This window comes from Embleya sp. NBC_00896 (genome assembly GCF_045207785.1).
Classification (GTDB): Bacteria; Actinomycetota; Actinomycetes; order Streptomycetales; family Streptomycetaceae; genus Embleya.
This window is the reverse complement of the sequence record NZ_CP108776.1, coordinates 4,086,497-4,111,272: the sequence shown is the minus strand read 5'-3', so window position 1 is coordinate 4,111,272 and position 24,776 is coordinate 4,086,497. Positions and strand designations below refer to the sequence as shown.

The following is a 24,776-nucleotide window of genomic DNA, read 5'->3' as shown; positions in this document are numbered from 1 at the left end:
AAACAGGTATGACTCTTCGTTCAGAGGGGTCCCAATTTTTGATGCGTCGTGACGGGCGCGGTCGATTTATGATCCAGAGATCCTAGTTAATGAAGTCCCATCTGCTCTTTTACTCGCTCCATTCTCGCGTCAGTATCGGCGCGATGCCACGCCTCACACCACTCGCGCTGTTCACAGGCCGACACTCCACAGGCTCCAACAAATGTAATCAGCAGATCCAGTCGAGGCCGAGCCGCTCCCCTGAGAACTCGACTCAAAGTGCTCCGCGGTAGAGTTCCGGAAACTGCGGCAACCTTTTCGATCGAGCGCAGAGAGCCTCCCTCAATCTGTCCGAAAAGCTCGGTCATCGCACGACACAACATGGCGAAATTCGAGATCTCCGACAGTTGAATCAGTGACGCTCCCGCAGTCTCCCCGTCAAGGTCGTCCTCAGCACGGACCACCGCAAGCAGGGAAAGCCCCTCTTCGACATCAGCCCCGCAGGCGCGGGCGTAAGCTTCGACCACAGCGTCCGACGGCACCACACATCCAGTCGCTGCCCGGGACAACGTGCTCGCCGAATACTCGACGGCCGTTGCCATCTGCGTGTATGTCATCCCCGTGGAGTTCCGTGCGGCCCTCAGCCATTGCGCCAACGCAACAAGCGACGGCCGATGTCCTGGTATGGGTTTTTCGGACCTCGCCACGGGTCACTTCCTGAAAATCATCAGCCGAATCCGCCCGATGCCCGGCGCGACATAGAGGAAGAGCAGGAAGCCCGCGCCCAGCGCGAGGGCCGTACCGAGTCGCTTCGTGACGTCCTCGGTCGAAATACCATTCAACGCGAGGACCACTGCCGCCGCAACGATCGTGATAACCACAGCAGCCGCAGGGCCATCAATTCGTCTGTGGCCGCGATCGGCGCCATCCATGGTTGTGCTAGGACCGTCCTCGACATTTCCCGGCATGCGCGAATCCCCCTCGAAATCAATCTCTCCTTCAAGAAAGAAAAGATCGCCGTTGAAGCACGCCGAAGAGATGCTGATGCGCATCGGAGGCGATGCCTCGCTCGTGATGGTGACCATATCACTGGTCAGCCGTCGAATTCTACCGCCCGAAAGGCTACCGAACAGTAGTCGAACATGAAGATCCGTACCTCATCAAACGGCCTCGAGGACCTGCTTGAATTAATGCACGGCGTCCCATTCAGCTATTGACCATCGCTGATTCTTGGAGGAACTTTCACGCGTGCGCGGGCCTTGCGGAATAATATTTTCCGTGTCGAGGTCAGGGTGCTTCACACAGCATCGAGTCGCTGTCTCATCGCGAGCGGACCGGCGATCCGAGTCTCTGCCACGTGCGCGGGGTTTCGGGTCACGTCACTGGATGACCAGGGCCAGCGGATCACCGCCCCGTCAACTACCATTTCCGATGCGCCGCGCACGTCATCCTGCCCGCGGCGATCCTCAGGGTCGACCGCCTTGACCGGGACTCGGTCCGCCCGGACCAGCGCCGGGGGCGTCACAGCCCCGAGCCGAATCCGTCGCCACGCTCGACGGCATGCGACTACCTGTCGCGGATGCTTGGAACTACAAAAGGCCCAGGTCAGAGTGTTACTGACCTGGGCCTTCGTGGAGCCGCCTAAGGGAGTCGAACCCTTGACCTACGCATTACGAGTGCGTCGCTCTAGCCGACTGAGCTAAGGCGGCTTGTCGGCCACGCGAAGGTGGCGACAGGGAACGAGTGTACACACCCGCCGGGGTGCTCCACACGCGCGATTGTCGGGTGGTCAGCGGCAGGTCTTGCCGTCGTTGGGGACGGTGCCCTGGGTCAGGTAGTCGACGACCGCGCGGTCGACGCAGTCGCTGCCGCGGCCGAACGCGGTGTGGCCGTCGCCGTCGTAGGTCAGCAGGGTTCCGGAGGCGAGTTGACCGGCCAGGGCCTGCGCCCACACGTAGGGGGTGGCCGGGTCCCGGGTGGTGCCCACCACCAGGATCGGGGCCGCGCCCTCGGCCTTGATCGGGTGCGGTGTCCCGGTCGGCGCGACCGGCCAGGCCGTGCAGGACAGGCCGGCCCAGGCGAGGTTGCGGCCGAAGGTCGGCGAGTCGGCCAGATAGGCCGGCAGGTCGCGCTCGACGTCCGCGCGCGAGCCGGCCGCGGGCGGGCCGTCGAGGCAGTTCACGGCCAGGTTCGCGTACATCAGGTTGCTGTACTTGCCGTCCGGGCCGCGCTCGTAGTACTGGTCGTTGAGTTCGAGCAGCGGTCCGCCGTCGCCGCGCTGCGCGGCCTCCAGCGCCTGGCGGAGCCTCGGCCACTGCTCCTTCGCGTACAGCGGCGACAGGATGCCCGTGGTCGCGATCGACTCGGTGACCTTGCGGGTCGCGTCGCCCGGCAGCGGGCGCGCGTCGAGCTGGTCCAGGAGGCCGCGGATCCGGGCGAGTCCGGCCGCGCGGGTCGAGCCGAGCGAGCACGAGCCGCCGCCGACGCAGTCGTCGAGGAAGGCCGCCAGCGCGGTCTCGAAGCCGCCGCCCTGCACCCGGTTGGCCACCGACACCGGCTGGCTGGGGTCCATCGCGCCGTCGAGGACGAGCCGCCCGACCCGGTCCGGGTACAACTCGGCGTACGTCGCGCCCAGGAACGTGCCGTAGGACGCGCCCACGTAGTAGAGCTTGTCGTCGCCGAGCGAGGCCCGCAGCAGGTCCATGTCGCGCGCCGCGTCGACGGTGCTCACGTGGCCGAGCAGGTCACCCGACTTGTCGGCACACGCCTTGCCGTAGGCGCGCGTGCCGTCGACCCACGCCTTCTCCTCGTCGGGCGTGTCCGGCGTCGCGTCGAGCTGCGTGAACGTGTCCATCCCGTTGTCGGTCAGGCAGGTCACCGCCGTACTGCGACCGACGCCGCGCGGGTCGAAGCCGACGATGTCGAACGCCCTGCGCAGCTCGGCCGGATAGCTCGTCGCCGCGTACCGCGCGTAGTCCACGCCCGAGCCGCCCGGTCCGCCCGGGTTGAGCACGAGCGAGCCGATCCGCTTCGATCCCGTGGCCGGCTTCTTCGTCACCGCGAGCTTGATCCTCGGGCCGTCCGGCTTGGCGTGGTCGAGCGGCACCTGGAGCGTGCCGCACTTGAGGCCGCCGGAGCAGTCGGTCCACACGATCGGATCCAGCGCCGGCGTCGGCGGGTTCGTCGCGCCGGACCGGCTGCTCGGGGCGCCGTCGTCCTTGCCGGGCGGCGGCTTCGACGACGAGTCCGACCCACTGCAACCCGCCACCAGGAGCAGGCCCAGCGCCGCGGCGGCGACCTTCGCGCACGAACCCCGCATCATGCGACCCGTTCCTCCCGTAGCCCTGCCCGATGCACGGCCGTGCACCTTCTGGGGAGGGTAACCACGAGGCCGCCCGATAGTCCCCATAGACGCGTCGGGCGCCCCGCCCCTCAGCTGCACCGCTTGCCCTTCGCCGGCATCGTCCCCTTGAGCAGGAACCCCTCGATCGCCTCGTCGACGCACGTGCTGTTGCCGCCGTACGCCGTGTGCCCTTCGCCCTCGAAGGTCAACAGCGTCGCGTCCGCGAGCTGGGCCGCGAGCTTCTCGGCGGAGGCGTACGGCGTCGCCGGGTCACCCGTCGTGCCGACCACGAGGATCGGCGCGCTGCCCTGCGCGCGGATCGCGTGCGGCTTGGCCGGCGACTTGAACGGCCATGCCTCGCAGCTCTCCCCGGCCAGGTCGTCGGCGGCCACGTCCCGCGACAGCAGCGGCGCCTCGCGCTTGAGCCGGGCCAGCGCGGCCTGCACCTGCTCCGGCGTCGGCGCGTCCCCGGAGCCGTCCGCGCACCCGATCGCGATGAACGCGTCCGCGCTGTTGTCGTAGTGCCCCTCCTCGTCACGGCCGTTGTAGTTGTCGGCGTAGAACAGCAGTGCGTCGGGCGAATTGCGCACCATCGCGTCGGAGAGCGCGTCGCGAAGGTACTTCCACGCGGTGTCCTTGTCGCCGTACAGCAGGCTGACCGCGCCGATCCAGCCCAGGCTGGAGGTCAGTTGGCGGCCGGAGCGGCTGCGCAACGGCTTGTCCTGGAGGCCGTCCAGGAAGTCCGCGACCTTCGTCGGGGCGGTGGCGGGATCCGTGCCGAGCGCGCAGCCCGGGCGCTTCGCGCAGTCCTCGGCGAACCGGCGCAGCGACCGGTCGAAGCCGACCTGCTGGTCGACCGACGAGCTCAGCCCGTCCGCGGCCGGGTCCACCGCGCCGTCCAGGACCAGCCGGCCGGTGCGGCCCGGGAAACGTTCGGCGTACGTGGCGCCGAGGTAGGTGCCGTACGAGAAGCCGATGTAGTTGAGCTTCTCGTCGCCCAGGGCCGCGCGCAGGATGTCCATGTCGCGCGCGGCGTTGTCGGTGCCGACGAAGGGCAGCAGCTCGCCGGACCTGCTCTGGCACTCCGCCGCGTAGTTCTTCTCCCGCTGCTTGGCCCGGACCTCGGCCTGTGCCGGGTCGTCGGGCAGGTCCTCGGCCACGTAGGCGTCGCGCTCGCGGTCGGTCATGCACTTCACCGGCGCGCTGCGGTCGACCCCGCGCGGGTCGAAGCCGACGATGTCGTAGGCGTCCAGGAGCGGCTTGCCGATCGTGTCGGAGGCCATCCACCAGGCCGCCTCGACCCCGGAGCCGCCCGGGCCGCCGGGGTTCAGCAGCAGCGAGCCGATCCGCTGCCCGGGCTTGGCCGCGGTCTTGCGGGTGACCGCGATGTCGATCGTCTTCCCGGCCGGCCGGGCGTAGTCGAGCGGGACGGTGAACGTCGCGCAGCGGAACGTCGTGGCCTGGGTCCGCTGGTCCTCGTCGTCGCTCTCGCAGGGCTTCCAGGCCGGCCGCTGCGTGTAGAAACGGGTCAGCCCGGGGTTGGGGTCACCGGGCGTGGCCGGCGCCTTCGCGCCGGAGCCGCCGGGAGCCGCCGTGCTCCGGCCGTTCCCGTCCACGGCGTCACCGAGATCGGACGCGACGGTACAACTCGCGACCACCGCGACGGCGAGCACGACCGGGATCGCACGACCGATGAGTCCCACTCGGGATATTCGTTTCACGCGTACTGCCTACCATCGAACGCATGCTCGTGCACGAATCGCGGTCGGCGGGACCCCGCCCGCGAGCCGCCGAGCCGGACCCCGCCCACGCGGGTCAGGCCGCCGGATTCTTGGTGTTGCGGCCCAGGAAGGTGAGCGCCTCGGACAGCTGACGCGTTATGTCGCTCGACGCTCCGCCGGCTCCGGCGACGGTCTTCACCTGCGTCGGGGCCTTGGCCTTGGCGGCGAATTCGGAGCCCGTCGTGCCGGTGTGGCCGGACAGCAGGATCCGTACGTCGGGACGACCGTCGAGGAGCCTGACCGGGTCGTTCGCGGCCTTCGCCTGCGGATCGGCGTTCCACAGCGGGGACTTGAGCGCGGTCCGGCCCGACAGGCTGACCGCGGCGGCGTAGTACTGCGGGTACTGCAACGCGTACTTGACCGCGCACAGGCCGCCCGAGCCGTCCCCGATCAGTGCCCACGAGGCCCGGTCGACGGCGGTGCGATAGGTCGCCGCGACCGCCTCGCGGACGTCCTCGTTGTGGAAGGTGGCCATCTTCGGCTTGTTCGGGACATCGCTGCACTCGGTGTCCTTGGCCGCGGTCAGACCCGCGTCCACGTCCTGCTTCGGGTAGGGCATCAACTCGGGCGCGACCACGATGTACGGCGGGACCGTGCCGGTCTCGATCGCCGCCGCGAGCTTGGGCAGGAAGGACACCGAGTCGTCGACGAAGCTGTTCGACTCGACGCCCGGCAGCGACGACTGGGTCACGAGTACGGGGTAGGTACGGCCGCGGTTGGCGGGGGCGTCGTACCCCGGGGGGAGCCAGACCCACACGTCGGCGGTGACGCCGGACCGGCGGCCCTCGACGGTCGCCTTGTTGAGCGTGCCGCCGGACTTGGCCGCCACCTTGGTGAACCGCTGCGGCGCGACCGCGGGCCCCGAGGAGGTCGGTGCGGGCGAGCCGGCCGGCTGGTCGGGCGTGGTCGCGGCGACGTTCTGCGCGTCGTCGTCGGCGATGCCCTTGTACGCGAAGGTGCCGCCGACCCCGGCGGCGATCACGGCCAGCGCGAGCAGGCCGACGCCGAGCGGCGAGCGCAGCCCGCGCCTGCGCCGGGCCGGGGCCCGATCGGCTTCCAGGGGCCCGGAGCCGCGTGCAGCGGTTCGTGCCGGGCCAACGCCGCCGGCGCCGACGAGGTCAGCTCCACCGGCGCGAACGGCAGCGGCAACTCGGCTCGTACGGTGGCCGGTTCCGGCGCGGCGTCCCGCTCCGGCGCCATCGCCCGCTCCCGGGTCGACACGTGTGGCACGGCCGCCGCGGCGGGCCGGCGACGGCGGCGCGGTGGGCTCGGGCCCGGGCCCGGCCTCGGCTGTCCCGGCCGCGGCGGCCCGCGATGCCCGTGCTCTCCACACGAGAACGACGACTGCCCCGAGGGTCACCGCGATCAGCAGACCTTTGAGCGTCCTGGTCACGGAACGCAACCCCGCACCGTCCTTCCGACCTCACCAGCCACAATGTTCCCGCGAACTCTCCCACGATGACGTACAAGTGGGGGTCGCGGGTTCCGCCCGACGAGCACTGCCGCTCCAAGGAGTGAACCGACCCGCGGCGGGAGCGAACGACGAGCGCTCAGCCGGTCCGCAGGGTCAGCACCATCGCCTCGACCGCGAGCAACGGCGCGACGTTCGCGTCGATCGCGCGACGGCAGGCCAGGATCGCCTCGATCCGCCGCAGCGTCGCCTCCGGCACGGACGACCGGGCCACCGTGTCCAGATCGGCGCGCAGCACGTCGTTGGCCAGCGGGACCGCCGCGCGCAGCTGTAGCGCCAGCACGTCCCGGTAGAACGTGGTCAGGTCCACCAACGCGCGGTCCAGGCAGTCCCGTTGCGTGCGGGTGGCCCGCTTCTTCTGCTTGTTCTCCAGTTCCTTCATCACGCCGGCCGTGCCGCTGGGCATCCGACCGCCGCCGACCGCGCCGAGCGCGGCCCGCAGTTCCTCGGTCTCGCGGCCGTCCAGATCGGCCGCGACCTGCTTCGCGTCCTCGGCGGCCGCGTCCACCAGGCGCTGCGCGGCGGCCATCGCCCGGCCGATGTCGCCGACCACCATCGGGATCCGCAGCACGTCGGCCCGGCGCCCGCGGGCCTGCTCGTCCAGCGCGAGCCGGCGCGCGCTCTTGATGTCGCCGCTCGACGCGGCGGCGGCGAACGCGGCCATCGCCGGATCGATCCCGTCCCGGCGCATCAGCAGGTCGGCCACCGCGCCGGCGGGCGGCGTGCGCAGCGCGACGTTGCGGCAGCGCGAGCGGATCGTGGGCAGCGCGTCCTCCAGGGACGGCGCGCACAGCAGCCACACGGTCCGGTCGGCGGGTTCCTCGATCGCCTTGAGCAGGACGTTGCCCGCGCCCTCGGTGAGCCGGCCCGCGTCCTCCAGGATGATCACCTGCCAGCGCCCGCCGGCCGGCGTCATGGCCGCGCGGCGGACCAGGTCGCGGGTCTCCTTGACGCCGATCGACAACAGCTCGGTGGCGACCACGTCGACGTCGGCGTGCGTCCCGGTCAGCGCGGTGTGGCAGCCGTCGCAGTGCCCGCAGCCCGGCTCGGCGCCCAGCGCCAGATCGGGGCTCACGCACTGCAGTGCCGCGGCGAACGCGCGGGCGGCGGTCGCGGTGCCGACCCCGGGCGGGCCGGTGAACAGCCACGCGTGGGTCATCCCGCCGACGCCCTCGCCCGCGAGGACCGCCCGGGCGGCGCCGGCCGCGGTGCGCAGCTGCTCGGCGACGCGATCCTGCCCGACGAGGTCGTCCCAGACGGTCACGCGCTCTTGTCTCCTCGTTCCGGTGTGGTCCCGGTACGACCGTACCGGGGTGACGTGACATTCGAGTCCACGTCACCCCGGCGGCACGATGCCCCGAGGCATCCGGACACCCGGGCCGCGCGTCAGGACTTGTTGCGGCGCCAACGGCGCTTGCGGCCCTGGTCCGCCGACCCTTCCTCCGCGTCGTCCGGCTCCGGCTCGGCCTCGTCCGGCTCCGGCTCGCCCGTCCACGGCCCGAGCAGGTCGTCGGCCAGCGTGTGGTCGGCGTCGCCCGCGGGCGGCGCGACCGTCGACAGCGCGCGCGTCTCGTCCAGGTTCAGCTGCGGGATCTCCCGGGTGTCCTCGGCCGCCTCGCGCAGTCGCAGCTGCTGCAACTCGGTGGTGTCGGCGTTGTCCGGCGCCTCGGGCTGCGGCCGCGGCACACCGTGCACGGGCGTGTCCGCCATGTCCGGATCGGGCCGACGCATCCCGTGTACCGGCGTCTCGAGCGTGCTCGGGTCCTCGGACGGGCCCGCCTCCGCCGCGAGCGCGGCGGCCTCCTGCGCGGCGCGTGCCCGCGCGGTCGCGGCGGCCTCGGACGCGCGGGACGCCTCCCGCTCGGCACGGCGGCGCTCGGACTCGGCGCGGCGCAGGGCGTCCTCGGCCCGGCGGCGCTCCTCGGCCAGTCGGCGCTCGTCCGCGACCCGGGCGGCCTCCTCGGCGCGCATCCGCTCGACGTCGCGCGCCGCCTCGGCCTGCAACCGGTCGCGCTCCTCCTCGGCGGCGCGCTGCCGCGCCAACTCGGCCTCGCGGTCCTCCTCGGCCGCGGCCCGGGCCTGCTCGGCCTGCAACGCGGACGCCTCCTCGAGCCGACGGCGCTGCTCGTCGCGGCGCTCGGCCTCCTCCGCGGCGCGCACCCGGGCCTCTTCGGCCCTGGCCTTGGCGTCCTCGGCGACCCGCTGCTGCTCCTCGGCGCGGCGCTCGGCCTCGGCCGCGAGCCGGCGGCGCTCCGACTCGGCGTGCAGCCGGGCCTCCTCGGCGGCCTCCGCCGCGGTGCGGGCCCGCTGGTCGGCCTCGGCGGAGATCCGGCGCGCCTCCTCCTCGGCGTAGCGCTGCTCCTCCTCGGCCAGCCGCGCGGACTCCTCGGCGAGCCGGGCGTGTTCGGCCTGGCGCTGGCGCTCCTCGCTCTCGGCCCGAAGGCGCGCGATCAACGCGGCCTTCTCGGCGTCGCGTGCGGCCTGCTCGGCCTTGCGCCGGGCGTCCTCCTCGCGCATCCGCTTGGCCAGTTCCAGGGCCTGTCGCTTCTCCTGCTCGGACAGCGGCAGTTCGCGGTCGAGCCGGTGCCGGATCGGCGTGGTGACCGCGTCCGGCTCCTGGTCGGCGTCCACCACGAGGTAGCGGTCGGGGTCGTGCGCGGCCAGGTCCAGAAACGCGTGCCGGATCCGCAGGTGGAAGTCACGCGGCTCGGACTCCAGGCGGTCGGGCGCCTCGGTGAAGCGGCCGTGTCCCACCGTGGGGTCGAGGTCGAGCAGGATGGTCAGGTCGGGCAGCAGCCCGTCGGTCGCCCAGCGCGAGACCCGGCCGATCTCGCGCGCGCCCAGGCCGCGTCCGGCGCCCTGGTAGGCGATCGAGGAGTCGATGTAGCGGTCGCTGATCACGATCGCGCCGCGCCGCAGGGCGGGCAGGATCACGGTCTGCACGTGCTCGGCCCGGTCCGCCGCGTACAGCAGCGCCTCGGTGCGCGCGTCGACCGGATCGCCGTCCAGGTCGAGCAGCATCGCGCGCAGCCGCTTGCCGACCGCGGTCGCGCCCGGCTCGCGGGTGACCACGACCTCGTGCCCCTTGGCCCGTATCCACGCCGCGATCGCGTCGGCCTGGGTCGACTTGCCCGCGCCCTCGCCGCCCTCCAGGGCGATGAAGAAGCCGGTGGTCCCGGCCGGCCGCCCGGTGACGTGGTCCTCGTTGCGGGTCGCCGCGGCGAGGTCGCGCAGGATCGGCACGCCGCGCCGGTCGTCGACGCTCAGCAGCGCGATCCAGCCGAGGATGATCACGAACAGGCCGGTGCCGGCCAGCACCAGCGCGGCCCCGCTGTAGTCGAACGTGAACCGGTCGGCGATCACCCACGAGCGGGCTCCGGCGTATCCCGCGCCGATCGGTCCGGCGACGAGCGCGACGAACAGCACGATCCGCACGATCAGTTGCGCGAAGGCGAACGCCCGGCTCCGCAGGTCCTCACCGAAGTCCAGGCCGTACATCGTGTAGCCGGTGACCCAGGCGACGCCCGCGAACACCCCGAGCAGGGCGGCGAGTACCGCGGCCATCACGACGTTGGCGACCGCGGCCAGGATCAGCAGCGTGAGCCCCGCGCACATCACGGCCATGCCGTACAGGCGCCGCCGGCTGAACGCCGGGACCACACGCGGACCCCACAGCATGCCCGCGCTGACACCGGCGATGAGCATCAGGAACACCGTGCCGTACGCGGCGTTTCCGGCGTGCAGCCCGACCACGAGCAGCGGCGCGGTCGACACGAGTGCACCGCCCGCCAGGAACAGCGCGATCATGCCGACGATCAGGCCGCGCGCGGTCCGGCCGTGGCCGAACACCCGGCGGACGTCGGCGAGCACCTTGAACGGGTTCGGGCGTCGCGTGCTGACCGAGCGCCCGCGCGTGGGCATCCGGATCATCGACGCGAACACCGCGGCCAGCGCGAACACGGCGGCCGCGGTGTAGAAGGCCAGGTTCGAGGGGTGGTCGACGAACATCGACACGTCGTGCGAGAAGGCCGTGCCGACGAGCGCGGTGAACACGAACAGCAGCGCCGCCGCCGGGGCCGCGCCGTAGGACGTCACGAGGTTGAACTGGTTGGCGGTGCCCATCCGTTGCCGGGGCACCAGGTTGGGCACGGTGGCGTCGCGGGCGGGTCCGGCGAGCGCGCCGACCACGCCGACCGCCGCCGTCGCGCCCCAGATCCACCACATCTTGTCCACGAACGGCACGGACACGAGCACCGCGGCCCGGATCACGTCGCACGTCACCAGCGTCCAGCGCCGGTCGAGGTGGTCCACGATCGGACCGGCCACCGAGGCCATCACGGCCGCCGGCAACAACCGCAGCGCGAACACGACGGCGACGGCCGTCGCGTGTTTGCGATAGTCCCCGTCGACGGTCCACAGCGCGGCCGAGGTGAGTGCCAGCAGGGCGAGCCAGTCACCGAGCGCGGACGCCGCGACCGCGAACCAGAAGCGACGGAACGGGCGGATGCTCAGCACACCCCCGATGCCCTCTGTCGGCTCGACCTGACGGGGCGGTATCGCCGAATCCGGCGCTTGCTGCTCCGCGTGCGTCATACGGAGAACCCTAACGTCGTCACCAGACGGGAAACGGCAACCTCAACCGCATCCCCCGTGCTCCGGCGGCGGACCGTAGCACAGGGCCCGATGTCGTCGCCGGAACCGACCGAGGCGGCGCCGGATCCCGCCGGCGCCGCCCTGATCGATACGTACCGAGATATCCCTACCTCGGCATTGTCGCCTCACGCCTTGTCGGTCGCACTCTTCGCGCCGGCGTTCGCCGTCGCCTTGGCGGCGGCGGCCTTCGTGGTCTTGCCGTCGGCCGCGGTCTTCTTGGCGGCCGTCTTCTTGGCGGCGGTCTTCGTCGCCGTCGCCTTCTTCGCGGGCGCCTTCTTCGCGGCGGCCTTCTTGGTGGTCTTCTTCGCCGGGCCCTTGGCCCGCTTGTCCGCGAGCAGCTCGTAGCCGCGCTCGGGCGTGATCGTCTCGACCGAGTCGTCCGCGCGCAGCGTCGCGTTGGTCTCGCCGTCGGTCACGTACGGACCGAATCGGCCGTCCTTGACCGTGACCGCCTTGCCGCTGACCGGGTCGGTGCCCAGTTCCTTCAGCGGCGGCTTGGCCGCGGCCCGACCACGCGCCTTCGGCTGGGCGTAGATGGCCAGCGCCTCGTCGAGGGTCACCGTGAACAGCTGGTCCTCGGTCTCCAGGGAGCGCGAGTCGGTGTCCATCTTGAGGTACGGGCCGTAGCGGCCGTTCTGCGCGGTGATCTCGGTACCCGTCTCCGGGTGCTTGCCCACCACGCGCGGCAGCGTGAAGAGCTTGAGCGCGTCCTCCAGGGTGACCGTGTCGAGCGCCATCGACTTGAAGAGGGACGCGGTGCGCGGCTTGGGGCCGTTCTTCGCGGCGGCCTTCTTCGCGGTCTTCTTGGCGGGCTTCGCGCCGTCGGCAGGCGTGGCCGCCGGGGTGGCGGGAGCCGGCGGCTCGGGCAGGACCTCGGTCACGTACGGGCCGTAGCGCCCGTCCTTGGCCACGATCATGTGCCCGCTGATCGGGTCAACGCCCAGTTCGTGGTCGCCGCTGGGCTTGTCGAGCAGTTCCTCGGCCTTGGCCACGGTCAGCTCGTCCGGCGGCAGGTCGTCGGGGACGTCCGCGCGCTGGTCGCCGCGCTCGACGTACGGCCCGTACCGGCCCACCCGCAGCACGATGCCCTCGCCCACCGGGAACGAGTTGACCTCGCGGGCGTCGATCGCGCTGAGGTCGGTGACCAGCGCCTTGAGCCCGCCGAGGTGATCCTCGTTCGGCTGGGCCTCGTCGCCGAAGTAGAACTTGCGCAGCCACGGCACGGACTCGGTCTCGCCGCGCGCGATGCGGTCGAGGTCGTCCTCCATCTTGGCGGTGAAGTCGTAGTCGACGAGCGTGGCGAAGTGGCCTTCGAGCAGGCCGACCACCGCGAACGCCAGGAAGGACGGCACCAGGGCCGTGCCCTTCTTGAACGTGTAGCCGCGGTCCAGGATCGTGCCGACGATCGACGCGAACGTCGAGGGGCGGCCGATCTCGCGGTCCTCCAGCTCCTTGATCAGCGACGCCTCGGTGTAGCGGGCCGGCGGCTTGGTCGCGTGGCCCTCCGGGGTGAGCTGGTCGGCGGTGAGCGCGTCGCCCTCGGTGACCATCGGCAGCCGGCGCTCGCGGTCGTCCAGCTCCGCGTCCGGGTCGTCCGAGCCCTCGACGTAGGCCTTGAGGAAGCCGTGGAAGGTGATGATCTTGCCGCTCGCGGTGAATTCCGCGTCGCGCCCGGGCAGGTCCGCGCCCTGGGCCGTGGCCCCGATGCGGACGGTGACCGACTGGCCGACCGCGTCCTTCATCTGCGACGCGACGGTACGCATCCAGATCAGTTCGTACAGTCGGAACTCGTCACCCGCGAGGCCGGTCTCGGCGGGCGTGCGGAAGCTCTCCCCCGACGGGCGGATCGCCTCGTGCGCCTCCTGAGCGTTCTTGACCTTGCCGGTGTACACCCGCGGCGCGTCCGGCACGTACTCGGCGCCGTACAGCTCCCGCACCTGCGCCCGGGCGGCCGTGACGGCCGTCTCGGACAGCGTGGTGGAGTCGGTACGCATGTAGGTGATGAAGCCGTTCTCGTACAGCTTCTGCGCGATCTGCATCGTGCGCTTCGCGCCGTAGCCGAGCTTGCGCGAGGCCTCCTGCTGGAGGGTCGTCGTGCGGAACGGGGCGTACGGGGAGCGACGGTAGGGCTTGCGCTCGACGGCGCGCACCGAGAACGACGCGGATTCGAGCGCGGCGGTCAGCGCGCGGGCGCCGGCCTCCTCCAACTGGAGCACGCCGGCGTTCTTGAGCCTGCCGTCGGAGCCGAAGTCGCGACCGGAGGCGACGCGCTTGCCGTCCAGCGAGACCAGGCGCGCGTTCATCGTGCTCGGGTCGCTCGGGTCGCCGACCCGGCCGGTGCCGAACACGCCGAGCACGTCCCAGTAGGACGCCGACGTGAACGCGCGGCGCTCCCGCTCGCGCTCGACCACCAGACGGGTGGCCACCGACTGGACGCGGCCCGCCGAAAGGCGCGGGCCGACCTTCTTCCACAGGACCGGCGAGACCTCGTAGCCGTAGAGGCGGTCGAGGATGCGGCGGGTCTCCTGCGCGTCGACCAGGCGCTGGTTGAGCTCACGCGGGTTGTTCACCGCGTTGCGGATCGCGTCCTTGGTGATCTCGTGGAACACCATGCGGTGCACGGGCACCTTGGGCTTGAGCACCTCGAGGAGGTGCCACGCGATGGCCTCGCCCTCGCGGTCCTCGTCGGTTGCGAGGAAGAGCTCGTCGGCGTCCTTGAGGAGCTTCTTGAGCTTGGCGACCTGGGCCTTCTTGTCGGCGTTGACGACGTAGATCGGCTCGAAGTCGGCGTCCACGTCCACGCCCAGGCGGGCCCACGGCTTGCCCGCGTACTCGGCGGGCACCTCGGCGGCGCCGTTGGGCAGGTCGCGGATGTGTCCCACGCTCGCCTCGACCACGTAACCGGGGCCGAGATAGCCCTTGATCGTTTTCGCCTTGGCCGGGGACTCGACAATGACGAGTCTCAGGCCGTCGCGCGCGGTCTCGCTGCTCGGGGACACCTTCGCTTCTCTCTCCATCGTCGTCGGCAACGACCTGGCCACGGGGCAAGGTCGTACTCGGGGTTCGTATTCACATTGCGGTCGCCGTGTGGCGGAGTGTGACCGGGGGTCGGCCCCCTGTGTCAAACCGGTTCTGCTCGGCTTGCCTCACGGAGTCGCCCCGGTGCGCCGGTCCGTCCGTATCGTCCGCCGGGTCCGACGATCGCTGCGACGGTCGGTACCCACGCCACTCGAACGGTAACGCGCGCATCGCGGTTCCCGCCTCCCGACCCCGTGGGTTCGCGGTCGAGCGGGAAGCCGCCGCCTCCATACAACACATTTTCTTGGCGACGGCAAGGAGTATCCGGTTGGGACAACACAAGCGACTGTACAGGCGCCACGCCCCCGATCACGGTGCACCGGACCAAGCCGCGCTCAGTCGACCGGGTCGGACACCCCCGCGGCGGCGTCCTCGACCGGCGGGAACAGCAGGAATCCGTCGGCCACCAATCCGCGCAGTTCGCCGGGTACGGCGTCGCGCAGATCGGCCGCGTCCTCGTCGATGAGCTGGGCGATCGCGTCCACGATGACGCCGGCCGGAAGCCGCCCGTCGCTGGCGCCGGCGAGCGCCGCGCCGACGGTGTCCACCCGGTCCGCGCGGCACATGCCGCGCCGCTGGCGCAGCACGACCGCCTCGGGGTCCTCTGCGCCGGGGGCGCCGGTCTGCTCCTGGACCACGTGGTCGGCGAGCCGGAAGGCGACGTCGAGCAGGCCGTCGTCGTTCGTCCGGGCCAGTCGGTCCTGCCGGCCGAACCAGGCATGCACCTCGGAACCGAGTGGTTGTTCGATCGCGTGCGGCCAGTCCTCGATGTGCACCTTCGGCGTGTCGGCCCCGGACGCGCGCAGCGTGATCCAGCCGAATCCGATCCCCTCGACGCCGTCCCGCTCGAACGCGTCCAGCCACGCGTCGTAGCGTTCGGCGTAGGCGCTTCCGTGGTGGTCGCCGGAATCGCGCAGCCACAGCTCGGCGTACTGCGCCGGGTCCTGGACGTCGCGCTGGACCACCCAGGCGTCGCACCCGGTGGGCTCCAGCCACGCCGCGAGCCGGTCCTGCCAGTCCTGGCCGCGCAGGTGCTGCCAGTTGGCCAGCAGCTGGCAGTAGCCGCCGTCGGCCAGGAAGCGCGGCGCCTGGGCCACCAGGAGCCGGCAGACCTCGTCGCCGGGCAGGCCCGCGTCGCGGTAGGTGTACCGCTCGCCCACCGGAGTGATCACGAACGGCGGGTTGGAGACGATCAGGTCGAACCGCTCACCCTCGACCGGCTCGAACAGGCTGCCCTCGGCGAGGCCGACATTGCCCACCCCGGACAGCGCCATGGTCAGCCGGGTGAGGTCGAGCGCCCGGTGGTTGACGTCGGTCGCGAGCACCGATTCGGCGTGTCGCGACGCGTGCAGGGCCTGGACGCCGCAGCCGGTGCCCAGGTCGAGCGCGCGGCCCACGGGCTCGCGCACGGTGATCCCGGCGAGCGTCGTGGACGCGCCGCCGATCCCGAGCACGTGGTCGGCGCGCACCGGCCCGTTGACGCCGCCGATGCCCGAGCCGAGGTCGGACACCACCCACCAGTCGGTGTCGGCCTCGCCGTAGGGGCGGATGTCCACGAGTGGGCGCACGGCGTCGCCGTCCCGCTCCAGGAGGCCGCCCGCGAGCGCCTCCTCGAGCGGGAGCGCGCGCCGCACGTGCGCCTCGGGCGCCGACGACTGCAGCAGGAAGAGCCGGATGAGCACCGCGAGCGGGCTCGCCGCGTCGGACCGCAGGGCACGCAGCGCGGGCACGGTCTCACCGCGCGACAGCGCCGCGTACGCCTGCGGGCCGAGGGCGTCGAGGCAGCCGTCGACGGTGTAGCCGGCCGTGATCAGGGCCTCGCGGAGTCGGGCCACCTGGGAGGAGTCGTTCATGGTCACGCGCACCATCCTGCCTCGTGGGCGCGCGGCCGCCGATCAGGTCGGGGGCGGGGGCGTGTTCGGGGTCGTCGTCGGGAGCGGCTCCCGGGTGCCGTCCGGGGCGGCCGTGGAGGGCCCGGGCGACCCGGTTCCGGGCGCGGTGCTCGGCGCCGCGGAGGAGGTCGGCGTGCCGCCCGCCGAGGCGCTCGGGGAGGGGCTCGTCGACGGCGCGCCCGTAGTCGGCGCGCCCGTGCCCGGCGTCGTGGGGATCGAGTCCGGCTTGCCCGCCGCACAGCCCGGCACCGACGCGAGCGCCTTGCCGGCGTCGCCCTGGTGCAGCTTGCCCAGCGCGGTGTGCGAGGACGCCCGCAGCGTGTTTATCTCCGGTTCCAGCGTGCGCAATCCGTCGGCGAACACGTTCTGTCGGTCGGTCGCCAGGCCCTCGACCTTGGCCTGGATCGCGCCCCAGCCCCTGGCCGCGGCGCGCAGTTCCTCGACCACCGTGGTGCGCAGTGCGGCGCCGTCCGACACCGCCGGGACGCCGGCCTTGTCGATCGCCTCGGCGAGCGCGTTGTCCGCGTCCGCGAGCTTGGCGATGTCACCGGCGAGCCGGGTGCGCAGCGTCGCGGGCTGTTCGTTCGGGATGACCTTGCCGACGTCCGCGAGCGCCGTGCGCGCGTCGTCGATCCGGGCCGTGACGTCCACCGCGCACACCTTCGCGGCCCACGCCCGCAGTTCGGCCTGCTTCTTCTTGTCGTTCTTGCCGTCGTCGCCGCCACACGCGGTCAAGGCCGATGCCAGGACCAGCGCGGAGACCACCAGGAACTTCCTCGACACGCTTTCCACCTTCGCTCGGAGCCGGACGCAGACTCGCACAGCGCAAAGGTGTTCGGCCAAACGAGGGACCCACACGGCACGGACGCGGGGCCGGAATCCCGGTCCCGCGCCCGTGTTCGTGCCGGCGCTCGTGGTGTTCGCTCGCTCCCGATCCGGTGTGATCCGGCTCGGCTCGGATCAGGCGGCCGCCTTGGTCGGCTGCTCCTCGTGGTCGCCGTCGTCCTCGCCGACGACGACCGACTTGCGCTTGCTGTACCAGACCGCGCCCACGATCACGATCACCGAGAAGGCCGCCGCGAGCGCGCGCAGCGCGTTGTTCTTGTCCTCGCCGATGGTCAGTTTGATCACCGCCGGCGCGATCAGCAGCGACACCAGGTTCATCACCTTGAGCAGCGGGTTGATCGCCGGTCCCGCGGTGTCCTTGAACGGGTCGCCGACCGTGTCCCCGATGATGGTGGCCTCGTGGGCTGCTGAGCCCTTGCCGCCGTAACTGCCGTCCTCGACCATCTTCTTGGCGTTGTCCCACGCGCCGCCGGAGTTGGCCAGGAAGACCGCCATCAGCGTGCCGGTGCCGATCGCCCCCGCGAGGAACGCCGCGAGCGGGCCGATCCCGAGGGTGAACCCGACCGCGATCGGGGCCATCACCGCGAGCAGCCCCGGGGTGGCCAGCTCACGCAGCGAGTCGCGCGTGCAGATGTCCACCACCCGGCCGTACTCGGGCAGCTCGGTGCCGTCCATGATCCCGGGTCGGGTCCGGAACTGGTTGCGCACCTCGAACACCACCGCGCCCGCGGCCCGCGACACCGCGTTGATCGCGAGGCCGCTGAACAGGAACACCACGGCCGCGCCCAGGATCAGGCCGACCAGGTTGTTCGGTTGGGTGATGTCGGTGGTGAAGGAGAGCGAGGTGAGCTTGGAGACGTCCTTGAGGCCACCGGCCTCGTTGACGGCCGTGTTCACGGCGTCGCGGTAGGACCCGTACAGCGCGGTCGCCGCGAGCACGGCGGTGGCGATCGCGATGCCCTTGGTGATCGCCTTGGTCGTGTTGCCCACGGCGTCGAGTTCGGTGAGCACCTGCGCGCCCTCGCCCTCGACGTCGCCGGACATCTCCGCGATGCCCTGCGCGTTGTCGGCGACCGGACCGAACGTGTCCATGGCCACGATCACCCCGACCGTGGTCAACAACCCGGTGCCCGCGAGCGCGACCGCGAACAGCGCGAGCATGATGATCCCCGCGCCGAGCAGGTACGCGCCGAGCACCGCCACCGAGATCAGCACCGCCGCGTACACGGCGGACTCCAGGCCCAGCGCGATGCCGGACAGGATCACCGTCGCCGGACCGGTCAGCGAGGTCTTGGTGACGTCGCGTACCGGGCGCCGGCTGGTCTCGGTGAAGTAGCCGGTGAGCTGCTGGATGACCGCCGCGAGGACGATCCCGATCAACACCGCCACCAGCGCGAACACGCGCGGGTCGGCGTCGTGCGCGAGGATCTCCTGGTCCGCCAGCCCGTCCAGGTCCGAGAACTTGCTCGGCAGGTACAGGAACGCGGCGCCCGCGACCAGGATCAGCGAGATGACCGCCGAGACGAAGAAGCCCCGGTTGATCGCGCTCATCCCGCTGCGGTCGCCCGGGCGGGGCGCGACCGTGTAGATGCCCACCACCGCGGTGAGCACCCCGATGGCGGGGACGATCAGCGGGAAGACGAGCCCCGCGTCGCCGAACGCGGCCTTGCCCAGGATCAGCGCGGCCACCAGCGTGACCGCGTAGGACTCGAACAGGTCCGCGGCCATGCCCGCGCAGTCGCCGACGTTGTCCCCGACGTTGTCGGCGATCGTGGCGGCGTTGCGCGGGTCGTCCTCGGGGATGCCCTGTTCGACCTTGCCGACCAGGTCGGCGCCGACGTCGGCGGCCTTGGTGAAGATGCCGCCGCCCACGCGCATGAACATCGCCAGCAGCGCGGCGCCGAAGCCGAAGCCCTCGAGCACCTTGGGGGCGTCCTCGCGGTACAGGATCACCACGAGTGCCGCCCCGAACAGGCCGAGGCCGACGGTGAACATGCCGGCGACGCCGCCGGTGCGGAACGCGATCCGCATCGCCGCGTCGCGACCACCGGCCCCGGTGCGGGCCGCCGCGGCGACGCGCACGTTGCTGCGGACGGCGAGCCACATGCCGACGTACCCGGTGACGGCGGAGAAGACCGCGCCCACCAGGAAGAAGATCGAGCGGCCGATCCGCTCGTTCCAGTCGTCCGCCGGCAACAGCATGAGCAGGAAGAAGACACCCGCCGCGAACACCGCGAGGGTGCGGAACTGACGGGTGAGATAGGCGGCGGCGCCCTCTTGGATCGCACCGGCGATCCGTCTCATGGACTCGGTGCCTTCGTCGGCGGCGAGCACTTGACGCACGAGCCCCGCGGCGACACCCAGGGCGCCGAGGGCGATCACCGCGACGATGACGACGTAGGTGAGGTTGCTGCCGGAGACGGAGACGTCTGCGGCCATGGTGAGTTCGGAGGGGTGGATCCCGGACATTCGTCCTCCTTGGCTAGGAGCACTTTCAGATCGGGACTTCTCAATGCGAAAGGAGTGTATGCAAATGATCAAGATCAGACCATGGGAATCGCCATGATCAGATCAAATTACCGACGAAATCCGGGCGCGATTCCCAAAAATGACACACGGGTCCGGAAGCAGGTTTTACGACCCGGAAATCGGGATACACGGGAACGCCGAAATCGCCCCCGGGCGGCCGGGGGCGATGGCGGTGCGACGGATGACGGCCGCGCGATCGCGGCCGGGCGGGTGGCGGGTCCCGGCTAGCCGACGGTCTCGGCGGACTTGGCGCCGGAGGGCCACGACATGCGGATCACGCCGCCCTCGGAGCCGGCCCGTACGTCGAGGTCGTCGACCAGGCCGAGGATCACGGCGAGGCCCATCTCGTTCTCGATGACATCGAGACCGGCGCCGTTCGAGGACAGGTCGGGCACCAGCCCGGCGCCCTCCGCGAGGCCCGCCTCGGTCAACGCCGGCTGTGGAACGCCGTCGTTGACCTCGATGCAGAAGCGGCCGTTGCCGTCGTCCAGGGTGACCGTGACCGGGCGGTCGTCGTCCGCCCGGTCCAGGTGCATCCCGACGGCGCGGGAACACGCCTCGCCGACGGCGAGGCGCACCTCGTCGAGCACCGTCTCAGCAACCCCCGCGCGCCGCGCGACGGCGGCGGCGACGAGCCGCGCCGTGCGGACGTGTTCGGGCAGCGCGCTGAAGCGCAGCTCGACGATGGCCATGGTTCCCCCAGCCGTGCGTGCACCCGCCCGGGTGGCGCGGGTGCGGTGTGCGTCCGGTCAGGACGCACGTCGGTCAGTCGGACGAGGCGATGGCCACGGCCACCGACGGATGAATCGGGAAGACCTTGGTCAGGCCGGTGATGCGGAAGATCTTCAGGATGCGCTCCTGAGTGCACACCAGCTGCAGCGAGCCCTCATGGGCACGCACTCGCTTCAGGCCACCCACCAGCACGCCGAGCCCGGTCGAGTCCAGGAAGTCGACTGCTTCCATGTCGACGATCAGGTGGAACTGGCCTTCGTTGACGAGTTCCACCAGTTGCTCGCGCAGCTTGGGTGCGGTGTATACATCGATCTCGCCGCCCACCTCGACGATCGTACGACCGCCCTCGGTTCGGGTCGACAGGGACAAGTCCACGGATCCTCCAGCACCTTGCTCTTGAGCGGTCGCCCCCCCATGGATCGGCAGCCGCCAAGGCATTCAACCACTTATGGGCACTAGGGGACGATGAATCCCGCGACATTGGATGTAACACTGGTGCCCGATGCAGCCCAGTACACGCCCCCCGGAAGGTCTTCTCGGCCGCCTTATGGCGGGTCGGGATCGACCCGATCGAGTGACGCACGTCCGGCGCATACCCGCTCGCGAAGGGGTTACCGCGGCCTGGCCCGATTGGGTTCGGCCGGAAGTCGGCGACGCGTTTCGCGCGGCGGGTATCGAACTGCCGTGGGAGCATCAGGCCCGCGCCGCCTCTGCTGCCGCACAGGGCCGCTCGGTCGTGATCGCCACCGGCACAGCCTCGGGCAAGTCCCTCGCCTATCTGTTGCCGGTTCTCACGACCCTGGTCGAGGGCGCGGACGCGCCCAGTGGGCGCGGTGCGACCGCACTCTACCTCTCCCCGACGAAAGCGCTGGCCGCGGATCAGGCGCGCGCCATCGAGGAATTGCGGGCGGCGAGCCCCGCATTGGGGTGTGTACGGACCGCCACGTACGACGGTGACACCCCGGTCGAAGCGCGTCGGTGGATCCGCGCGCACGCGTCGTACGTCCTGACGAATCCGGACATGTTGCACCGTGCGTTGCTGCCCGGACACCGTTCGTGGGGGCCGTTCCTGCGCTCGCTGCGCTATGTCGTGATCGACGAATGCCACACGTATCGCGGGGTGTTCGGCTCGCACGTGGCCCAGTTGATCCGGCGACTGCGTCGGGTGTGTCGCAGGTACGGATCGGATCCGGTGTTCATCCTCGCGTCGGCCACGGTGTCCGATCCGGCCGCCGCCGCCGAGCGGCTGATCGGCGACACCGTGGTCGAGGTGACCGAGGACGGCTCGCCGCACGGCGAACTGGTGTTCGCACTGTGGGAGCCGCCGCTGACCGGCCACGAGGGTGAACACGGTGCACCCGTACGGCGTACCGCGACCGCCGAGACCGCCGAGTTGCTGACGGACCTGGTCCTGGACGGCGTCCGGACGGTCGCCTTCGTCCGCTCGCGGCGCGGCGCCGAGGTGGTCCGGGTGATCGCGCGCGACCACCTCGCGCGGGTCGACGAGAAGCTGGCCGACCGGGTGGCGACCTACCGCGCGGGCTACCTGCCCCAGGAGCGCCGGGCGATCGAGCGCGCACTGCACGACGGCACCCTGCTCGGGGTGGCCGCGACCACCGCGCTCGAGCTGGGCGTGGACATCTCCGGCCTGGACGCGGTGCTGATCGCGGGCTACCCCGGCACACGGGCGTCGCTGTGGCAGCAGGCCGGGCGCGCGGGCCGGGCCGGGCAGGAGGCGCTGGCGATCCTGATCGCGCGCGACGACCCGCTGGACACCTTCCTCGTGCACCACCCCGAGGCGCTGTTCGACCGGCCGGTCGAGGCGACCGTGCTCGATCCGGACAACCCGTACGTGCTGGCCCCGCACCTGTGCGCGGCGGCGGCCGAGTTCGCCCTCACGGAGGAGGACCTGGAGCTCTTCGGGCCGGTCGCGGCCGAGCTGCTGCCGGGCCTGGAGCGGCGCGGGCTGCTGCGTCGGCGGACCTCCGGCTGGTATTGGACCAGTCGGGAACGGGCCACCGACCTCACCGACATCCGCGGCGCGGGCGGGCCGGCGGTGCGCGTGGTCGAGCAGGACACCGGCCGGCTGCTCGGCACGGTCGACGCCCCGGCGGCGCACGCCGCGGTGCACCCGGGCGCGGTGCACCTGCATCAGGGCGACACCTTCGTGGTCCGCGAACTCGACCTCGGCGAGGGCGTCGCGCTGGTACGGGCGGCGAATCCGGACTGGACCACCAGCGCGCGCGAGGTCACCGAGATCCGGGTCCTGGAGAGCGTGCGTACCCAGGAATGGGGCGCCGCGCGGCTGCACTTCGGGTCGGTCGAGGTCACCAGCCGGGTCGTCTCCTTCCAACGCAAGCGGATCGCCACCGGCGAGGTGCTCGGCGAGCACAAGCTCGATCTGCCGCAGCGCAGCCTGCGCACGCGGGCCGTGTGGTGGACGGTCACGCCCGAACAGGTCGCCGCGGCCGGCATCGAGGCCACCGATCTGCCGGGCGCCGCGCACGCGGCCGAGCACGCCTCGATCGGCCTGCTGCCGTTGTTCGCCACCTGCGACCGCTGGGACATCGGCGGGGTGTCCACCGCGCTGCACCCGGACACCCGGCTGCCGACGGTGTTCGTCTACGACGGCCACCCGGGCGGTGCCGGGTTCGCCGAGCGCGCGTACGTGACGGCGGCCGCGTGGCTGACCGCCACCCGCGCGGCGATCGCGTCGTGCGAGTGCGAGCACGGCTGCCCGAGCTGCGTGCAGTCGCCCAAGTGCGGCAACGGCAACCAGCCGCTCGACAAGGCGGGCGCGGTCGCGCTGCTCGGCGTGCTGCTCGCATCCGTCTCCTCGACCGGCCCCGCGCGGGCCGAGACCCGGGCCGACCCCGCGGCTGAGGATGCCTCCGCCTCGACCACGGCGAACCCGCCGGCGACCTGACAGCGGGTCACCCTGGTCCGCTGGGCCTCGGCGACCCGGCGGGCCAGCGCGCACGCGTCCTCGGCCCCGGACGCGGCCCGGCCCGCCGCCGCGAGCGCGGCCAGGTCGGCGGCGGCGCCCGCGCGGTGCCGGGCCGCGACCGCACCGGCGAACGCGAACACGAACGCGCTCACGCACACCGGCACGAGCGCGAGCCCGACCACCCAGATAGTCGCCGAGCCCTCGTCGGCACGGCCGCGCCCGATCACGGCGGCACCTCGTCCTCGGCGGCCGCGACCGCCGAATGTTCCACGTGGAACCCGACACCGGCCCACAACGCCCCCGGCGGAGCGACCTCGGCGGCCACCCGGAACCGGATCAGCCCGTCGCGGGTGACCACGTCGATCCGCGCGCCCACAGGTCCCGCGGCCAGCGCCCGGGCCCGGGCGACCGCCACCGGCTCCCCGCGGGCCAGCGCCCGCGCCCCCGCCTGCGCCGCGTCCACACACCGGATCTGCGCCGCGGCGGCACCGATGCCGAGAATCAGCACGGCGGTCAGCAGGACCAGGACCGGCAGCACGACGGCGGTCTCCGCGGTCACGAAGCCGTTCGAACGAGACTCGGAACAAGGCACGGAACGAAACCCGGAACGAGACTCGGAACGAGACTCGGAACGAGACTCAGAACGAGACATCGAGCGCCTTGGTGATCACGCCCGTGAGCGACGCCGCGACGCCGGGACTGGTCACGATCTTGAACAGCACCGCCCCGAAGGCCACCGCGGCCACGGTGCCCACGGCGTACTCGGCCGTGGTCATGCCACTGTCGTCACCCAGCCGCACCCGCAGCCGCAGCCGACGCACGGTCGGAACAAGAATTCGCATGAGACTCCCCCTCATCGATACATATCCGGATGAATCAAAACGGCCGCAGGAGCGTCGTGGTCAGGCCGATCACGATCGGAACGACACCGACGAGCAGGAAGGCCGGCAGAAAGCACAGGCCCAGTGGCACGGTCGCGCGCACCCCCACCCGGCGGGCGGCCGAGGTCGCGGCGCGGCGCCGTTCGGCCCGTTGTTCGTCGGCCATCCGAGCCACCGCCCCCGCCGCCGGCGCACCGCCCGTCGCGGCCCGGGCCAGCGTGCGGCCCAGCGGCGCGAGCACGGGATCGTCGGCCAGCCCGAGCCAGCACCGGCTCGGATCACCGCCGAGCCGCAACGACGCCACGATCGGCCGCAGCCGCGCCGCGAGCGGCCCACCGACCGCGTGCGCCACGGCCTCGGCGGCCTCGACCGGCGAACTCCCGGCGAGCAGGCAGGCCGCGAACAGGTCCGCGGCCGGGCGGCAGATCGGCCCGCAACCGATCCCGCAGCGCCCGCACCGACCGCGCCTCCAACCGGGCGAGCCGCCGATCGAGCAGCACCGCCGTCGCGACCCCGGCACCCCCACCCATCCAGCCGCCGAACACCGCGAACACGGCCGCCCCGCCGAGCACCGCCGCGAGCCGCCGCCCGAGCGCGGGATCCCGCCCCGGCCGACCACCCGACGCCGCCGCGCCCACTCCCGC

The 24,776-nt window shown here is 71.8% G+C and carries 18 protein-coding genes, 1 tRNA gene and 1 pseudogene; 1 reads left to right on the top strand and 19 read right to left on the bottom strand.

Annotated features, from left to right (window positions below):
• Nucleotides 1-86: 86 nt before the first annotated feature.
• The 15 genes from OG928_RS18760 to OG928_RS18690 all read right to left on the bottom strand — a co-directional run bounded on the left by OG928_RS18760 (nucleotide 87) and on the right by OG928_RS18690 (nucleotide 20,679).
• Nucleotides 87-686 carry a helix-turn-helix transcriptional regulator gene (locus OG928_RS18760; protein ID WP_406285146.1) on the bottom strand — a complete coding sequence of 200 codons (600 nt, stop codon included), beginning with the start codon at nucleotides 684-686 and terminating at the stop codon, nucleotides 87-89.
• Nucleotides 687-689: 3 nt separating this feature from the next.
• Nucleotides 690-1,031 (bottom strand): hypothetical protein, encoded by a 342-nt coding sequence (locus OG928_RS18755; protein WP_406285144.1) that lies wholly within the window; start codon nucleotides 1,029-1,031, stop codon nucleotides 690-692.
• 580 nt (nucleotides 1,032-1,611) lie between these two features.
• A tRNA-Thr gene (locus OG928_RS18750) sits at nucleotides 1,612-1,688 on the bottom strand.
• 80 nt (nucleotides 1,689-1,768) lie between these two features.
• Nucleotides 1,769-3,301 carry an alpha/beta hydrolase gene (locus OG928_RS18745; RefSeq protein WP_406285141.1) on the bottom strand — a complete coding sequence of 511 codons (1,533 nt, stop codon included), beginning with the start codon at nucleotides 3,299-3,301 and terminating at the stop codon, nucleotides 1,769-1,771.
• 110 nt (nucleotides 3,302-3,411) lie between these two features.
• Nucleotides 3,412-5,043, bottom strand: a complete 1,632-nt coding sequence (locus OG928_RS18740) for an alpha/beta hydrolase (RefSeq protein WP_406285139.1) — start codon at nucleotides 5,041-5,043, stop codon at nucleotides 3,412-3,414.
• 94 nt (nucleotides 5,044-5,137) lie between these two features.
• The gene (locus tag OG928_RS18735; protein WP_406285136.1) at nucleotides 5,138-6,085 is read right to left on the bottom strand and encodes an alpha/beta hydrolase; all 948 of its coding nucleotides are present in this window, start codon (nucleotides 6,083-6,085) and stop codon (nucleotides 5,138-5,140) included.
• On the bottom strand, nucleotides 6,082-6,303 hold the full coding sequence (locus tag OG928_RS18730) for a hypothetical protein (protein ID WP_406285134.1): 222 nt from the start codon (nucleotides 6,301-6,303) through the stop codon (nucleotides 6,082-6,084). Before OG928_RS18730 ends, OG928_RS18735 begins: the two co-directional genes overlap by 4 nt.
• A 350-nt stretch (nucleotides 6,304-6,653) precedes the next feature.
• A complete protein-coding gene (locus tag OG928_RS18725; protein WP_406285133.1) occupies nucleotides 6,654-7,838 on the bottom strand; it encodes a DNA polymerase III subunit delta' in 1,185 nt (394 codons plus the stop codon).
• Nucleotides 7,839-7,960: 122 nt separating this feature from the next.
• Nucleotides 7,961-11,167, bottom strand: a complete 3,207-nt coding sequence (tmk, locus tag OG928_RS18720) for a dTMP kinase (RefSeq protein ID WP_406285131.1) — start codon at nucleotides 11,165-11,167, stop codon at nucleotides 7,961-7,963.
• A 185-nt stretch (nucleotides 11,168-11,352) separates the two neighbouring features.
• The gene (topA, locus tag OG928_RS18715) at nucleotides 11,353-14,226 is read right to left on the bottom strand and encodes a type I DNA topoisomerase (protein WP_406285128.1); all 2,874 of its coding nucleotides are present in this window, start codon (nucleotides 14,224-14,226) and stop codon (nucleotides 11,353-11,355) included.
• Between the two features lie 414 nt (nucleotides 14,227-14,640).
• A complete protein-coding gene (locus OG928_RS18710; RefSeq protein WP_406285125.1) occupies nucleotides 14,641-16,173 on the bottom strand; it encodes a methyltransferase in 1,533 nt (510 codons plus the stop codon).
• Nucleotides 16,174-16,200: 27 nt separating this feature from the next.
• Complete coding sequence (locus OG928_RS18705; protein WP_406285124.1) at nucleotides 16,201-16,980, bottom strand: hypothetical protein; 780 nt, start codon at nucleotides 16,978-16,980, stop codon at nucleotides 16,201-16,203.
• A gap of 177 nt (nucleotides 16,981-17,157) precedes the next feature.
• The gene (locus tag OG928_RS18700) at nucleotides 17,158-19,512 is read right to left on the bottom strand and encodes a sodium-translocating pyrophosphatase (RefSeq protein WP_406285122.1); all 2,355 of its coding nucleotides are present in this window, start codon (nucleotides 19,510-19,512) and stop codon (nucleotides 17,158-17,160) included.
• 284 nt (nucleotides 19,513-19,796) lie between these two features.
• Entirely contained in the window at nucleotides 19,797-20,264 is a 468-nt protein-coding gene (locus OG928_RS18695; protein ID WP_406285120.1) for an ATP-binding protein, read from the bottom strand.
• A 73-nt stretch (nucleotides 20,265-20,337) separates the two neighbouring features.
• Nucleotides 20,338-20,679: an STAS domain-containing protein gene (locus OG928_RS18690; RefSeq protein WP_020549531.1), complete on the bottom strand. Its 342-nt coding sequence runs from the start codon at nucleotides 20,677-20,679 to the stop codon at nucleotides 20,338-20,340.
• 127 nt (nucleotides 20,680-20,806) lie between these two features.
• Between OG928_RS18690 and OG928_RS18685 the strand changes: the two genes are divergently transcribed.
• Nucleotides 20,807-23,230 (top strand): DEAD/DEAH box helicase, encoded by a 2,424-nt coding sequence (locus tag OG928_RS18685; protein ID WP_406285117.1) that lies wholly within the window; start codon nucleotides 20,807-20,809, stop codon nucleotides 23,228-23,230.
• Here the strand turns inward: OG928_RS18685 and OG928_RS18680 are convergent.
• The 4 genes and pseudogenes from OG928_RS18680 to OG928_RS18665 form a co-directional block, all read right to left on the bottom strand.
• A pseudogene (locus OG928_RS18680) lies at nucleotides 23,206-23,403 on the bottom strand (Rv3654c family TadE-like protein); the annotation flags it as partial. The gene OG928_RS18685 and the pseudogene OG928_RS18680 sit on opposite strands and share 25 nt — an antisense overlap.
• Before the next feature lie 71 nt (nucleotides 23,404-23,474).
• Nucleotides 23,475-23,810 (bottom strand): TadE family type IV pilus minor pilin, encoded by a 336-nt coding sequence (locus OG928_RS18675; protein WP_406285115.1) that lies wholly within the window; start codon nucleotides 23,808-23,810, stop codon nucleotides 23,475-23,477.
• A 79-nt stretch (nucleotides 23,811-23,889) separates the two neighbouring features.
• Nucleotides 23,890-24,093, bottom strand: a complete 204-nt coding sequence (locus OG928_RS18670) for a DUF4244 domain-containing protein (RefSeq protein ID WP_406285112.1) — start codon at nucleotides 24,091-24,093, stop codon at nucleotides 23,890-23,892.
• A gap of 34 nt (nucleotides 24,094-24,127) precedes the next feature.
• Nucleotides 24,128-24,652, bottom strand: coding sequence for a type II secretion system F family protein (locus OG928_RS18665; protein WP_406285110.1), 525 nt, complete (start codon nucleotides 24,650-24,652; stop codon nucleotides 24,128-24,130).
• Nucleotides 24,653-24,776 lie beyond the last annotated feature (124 nt).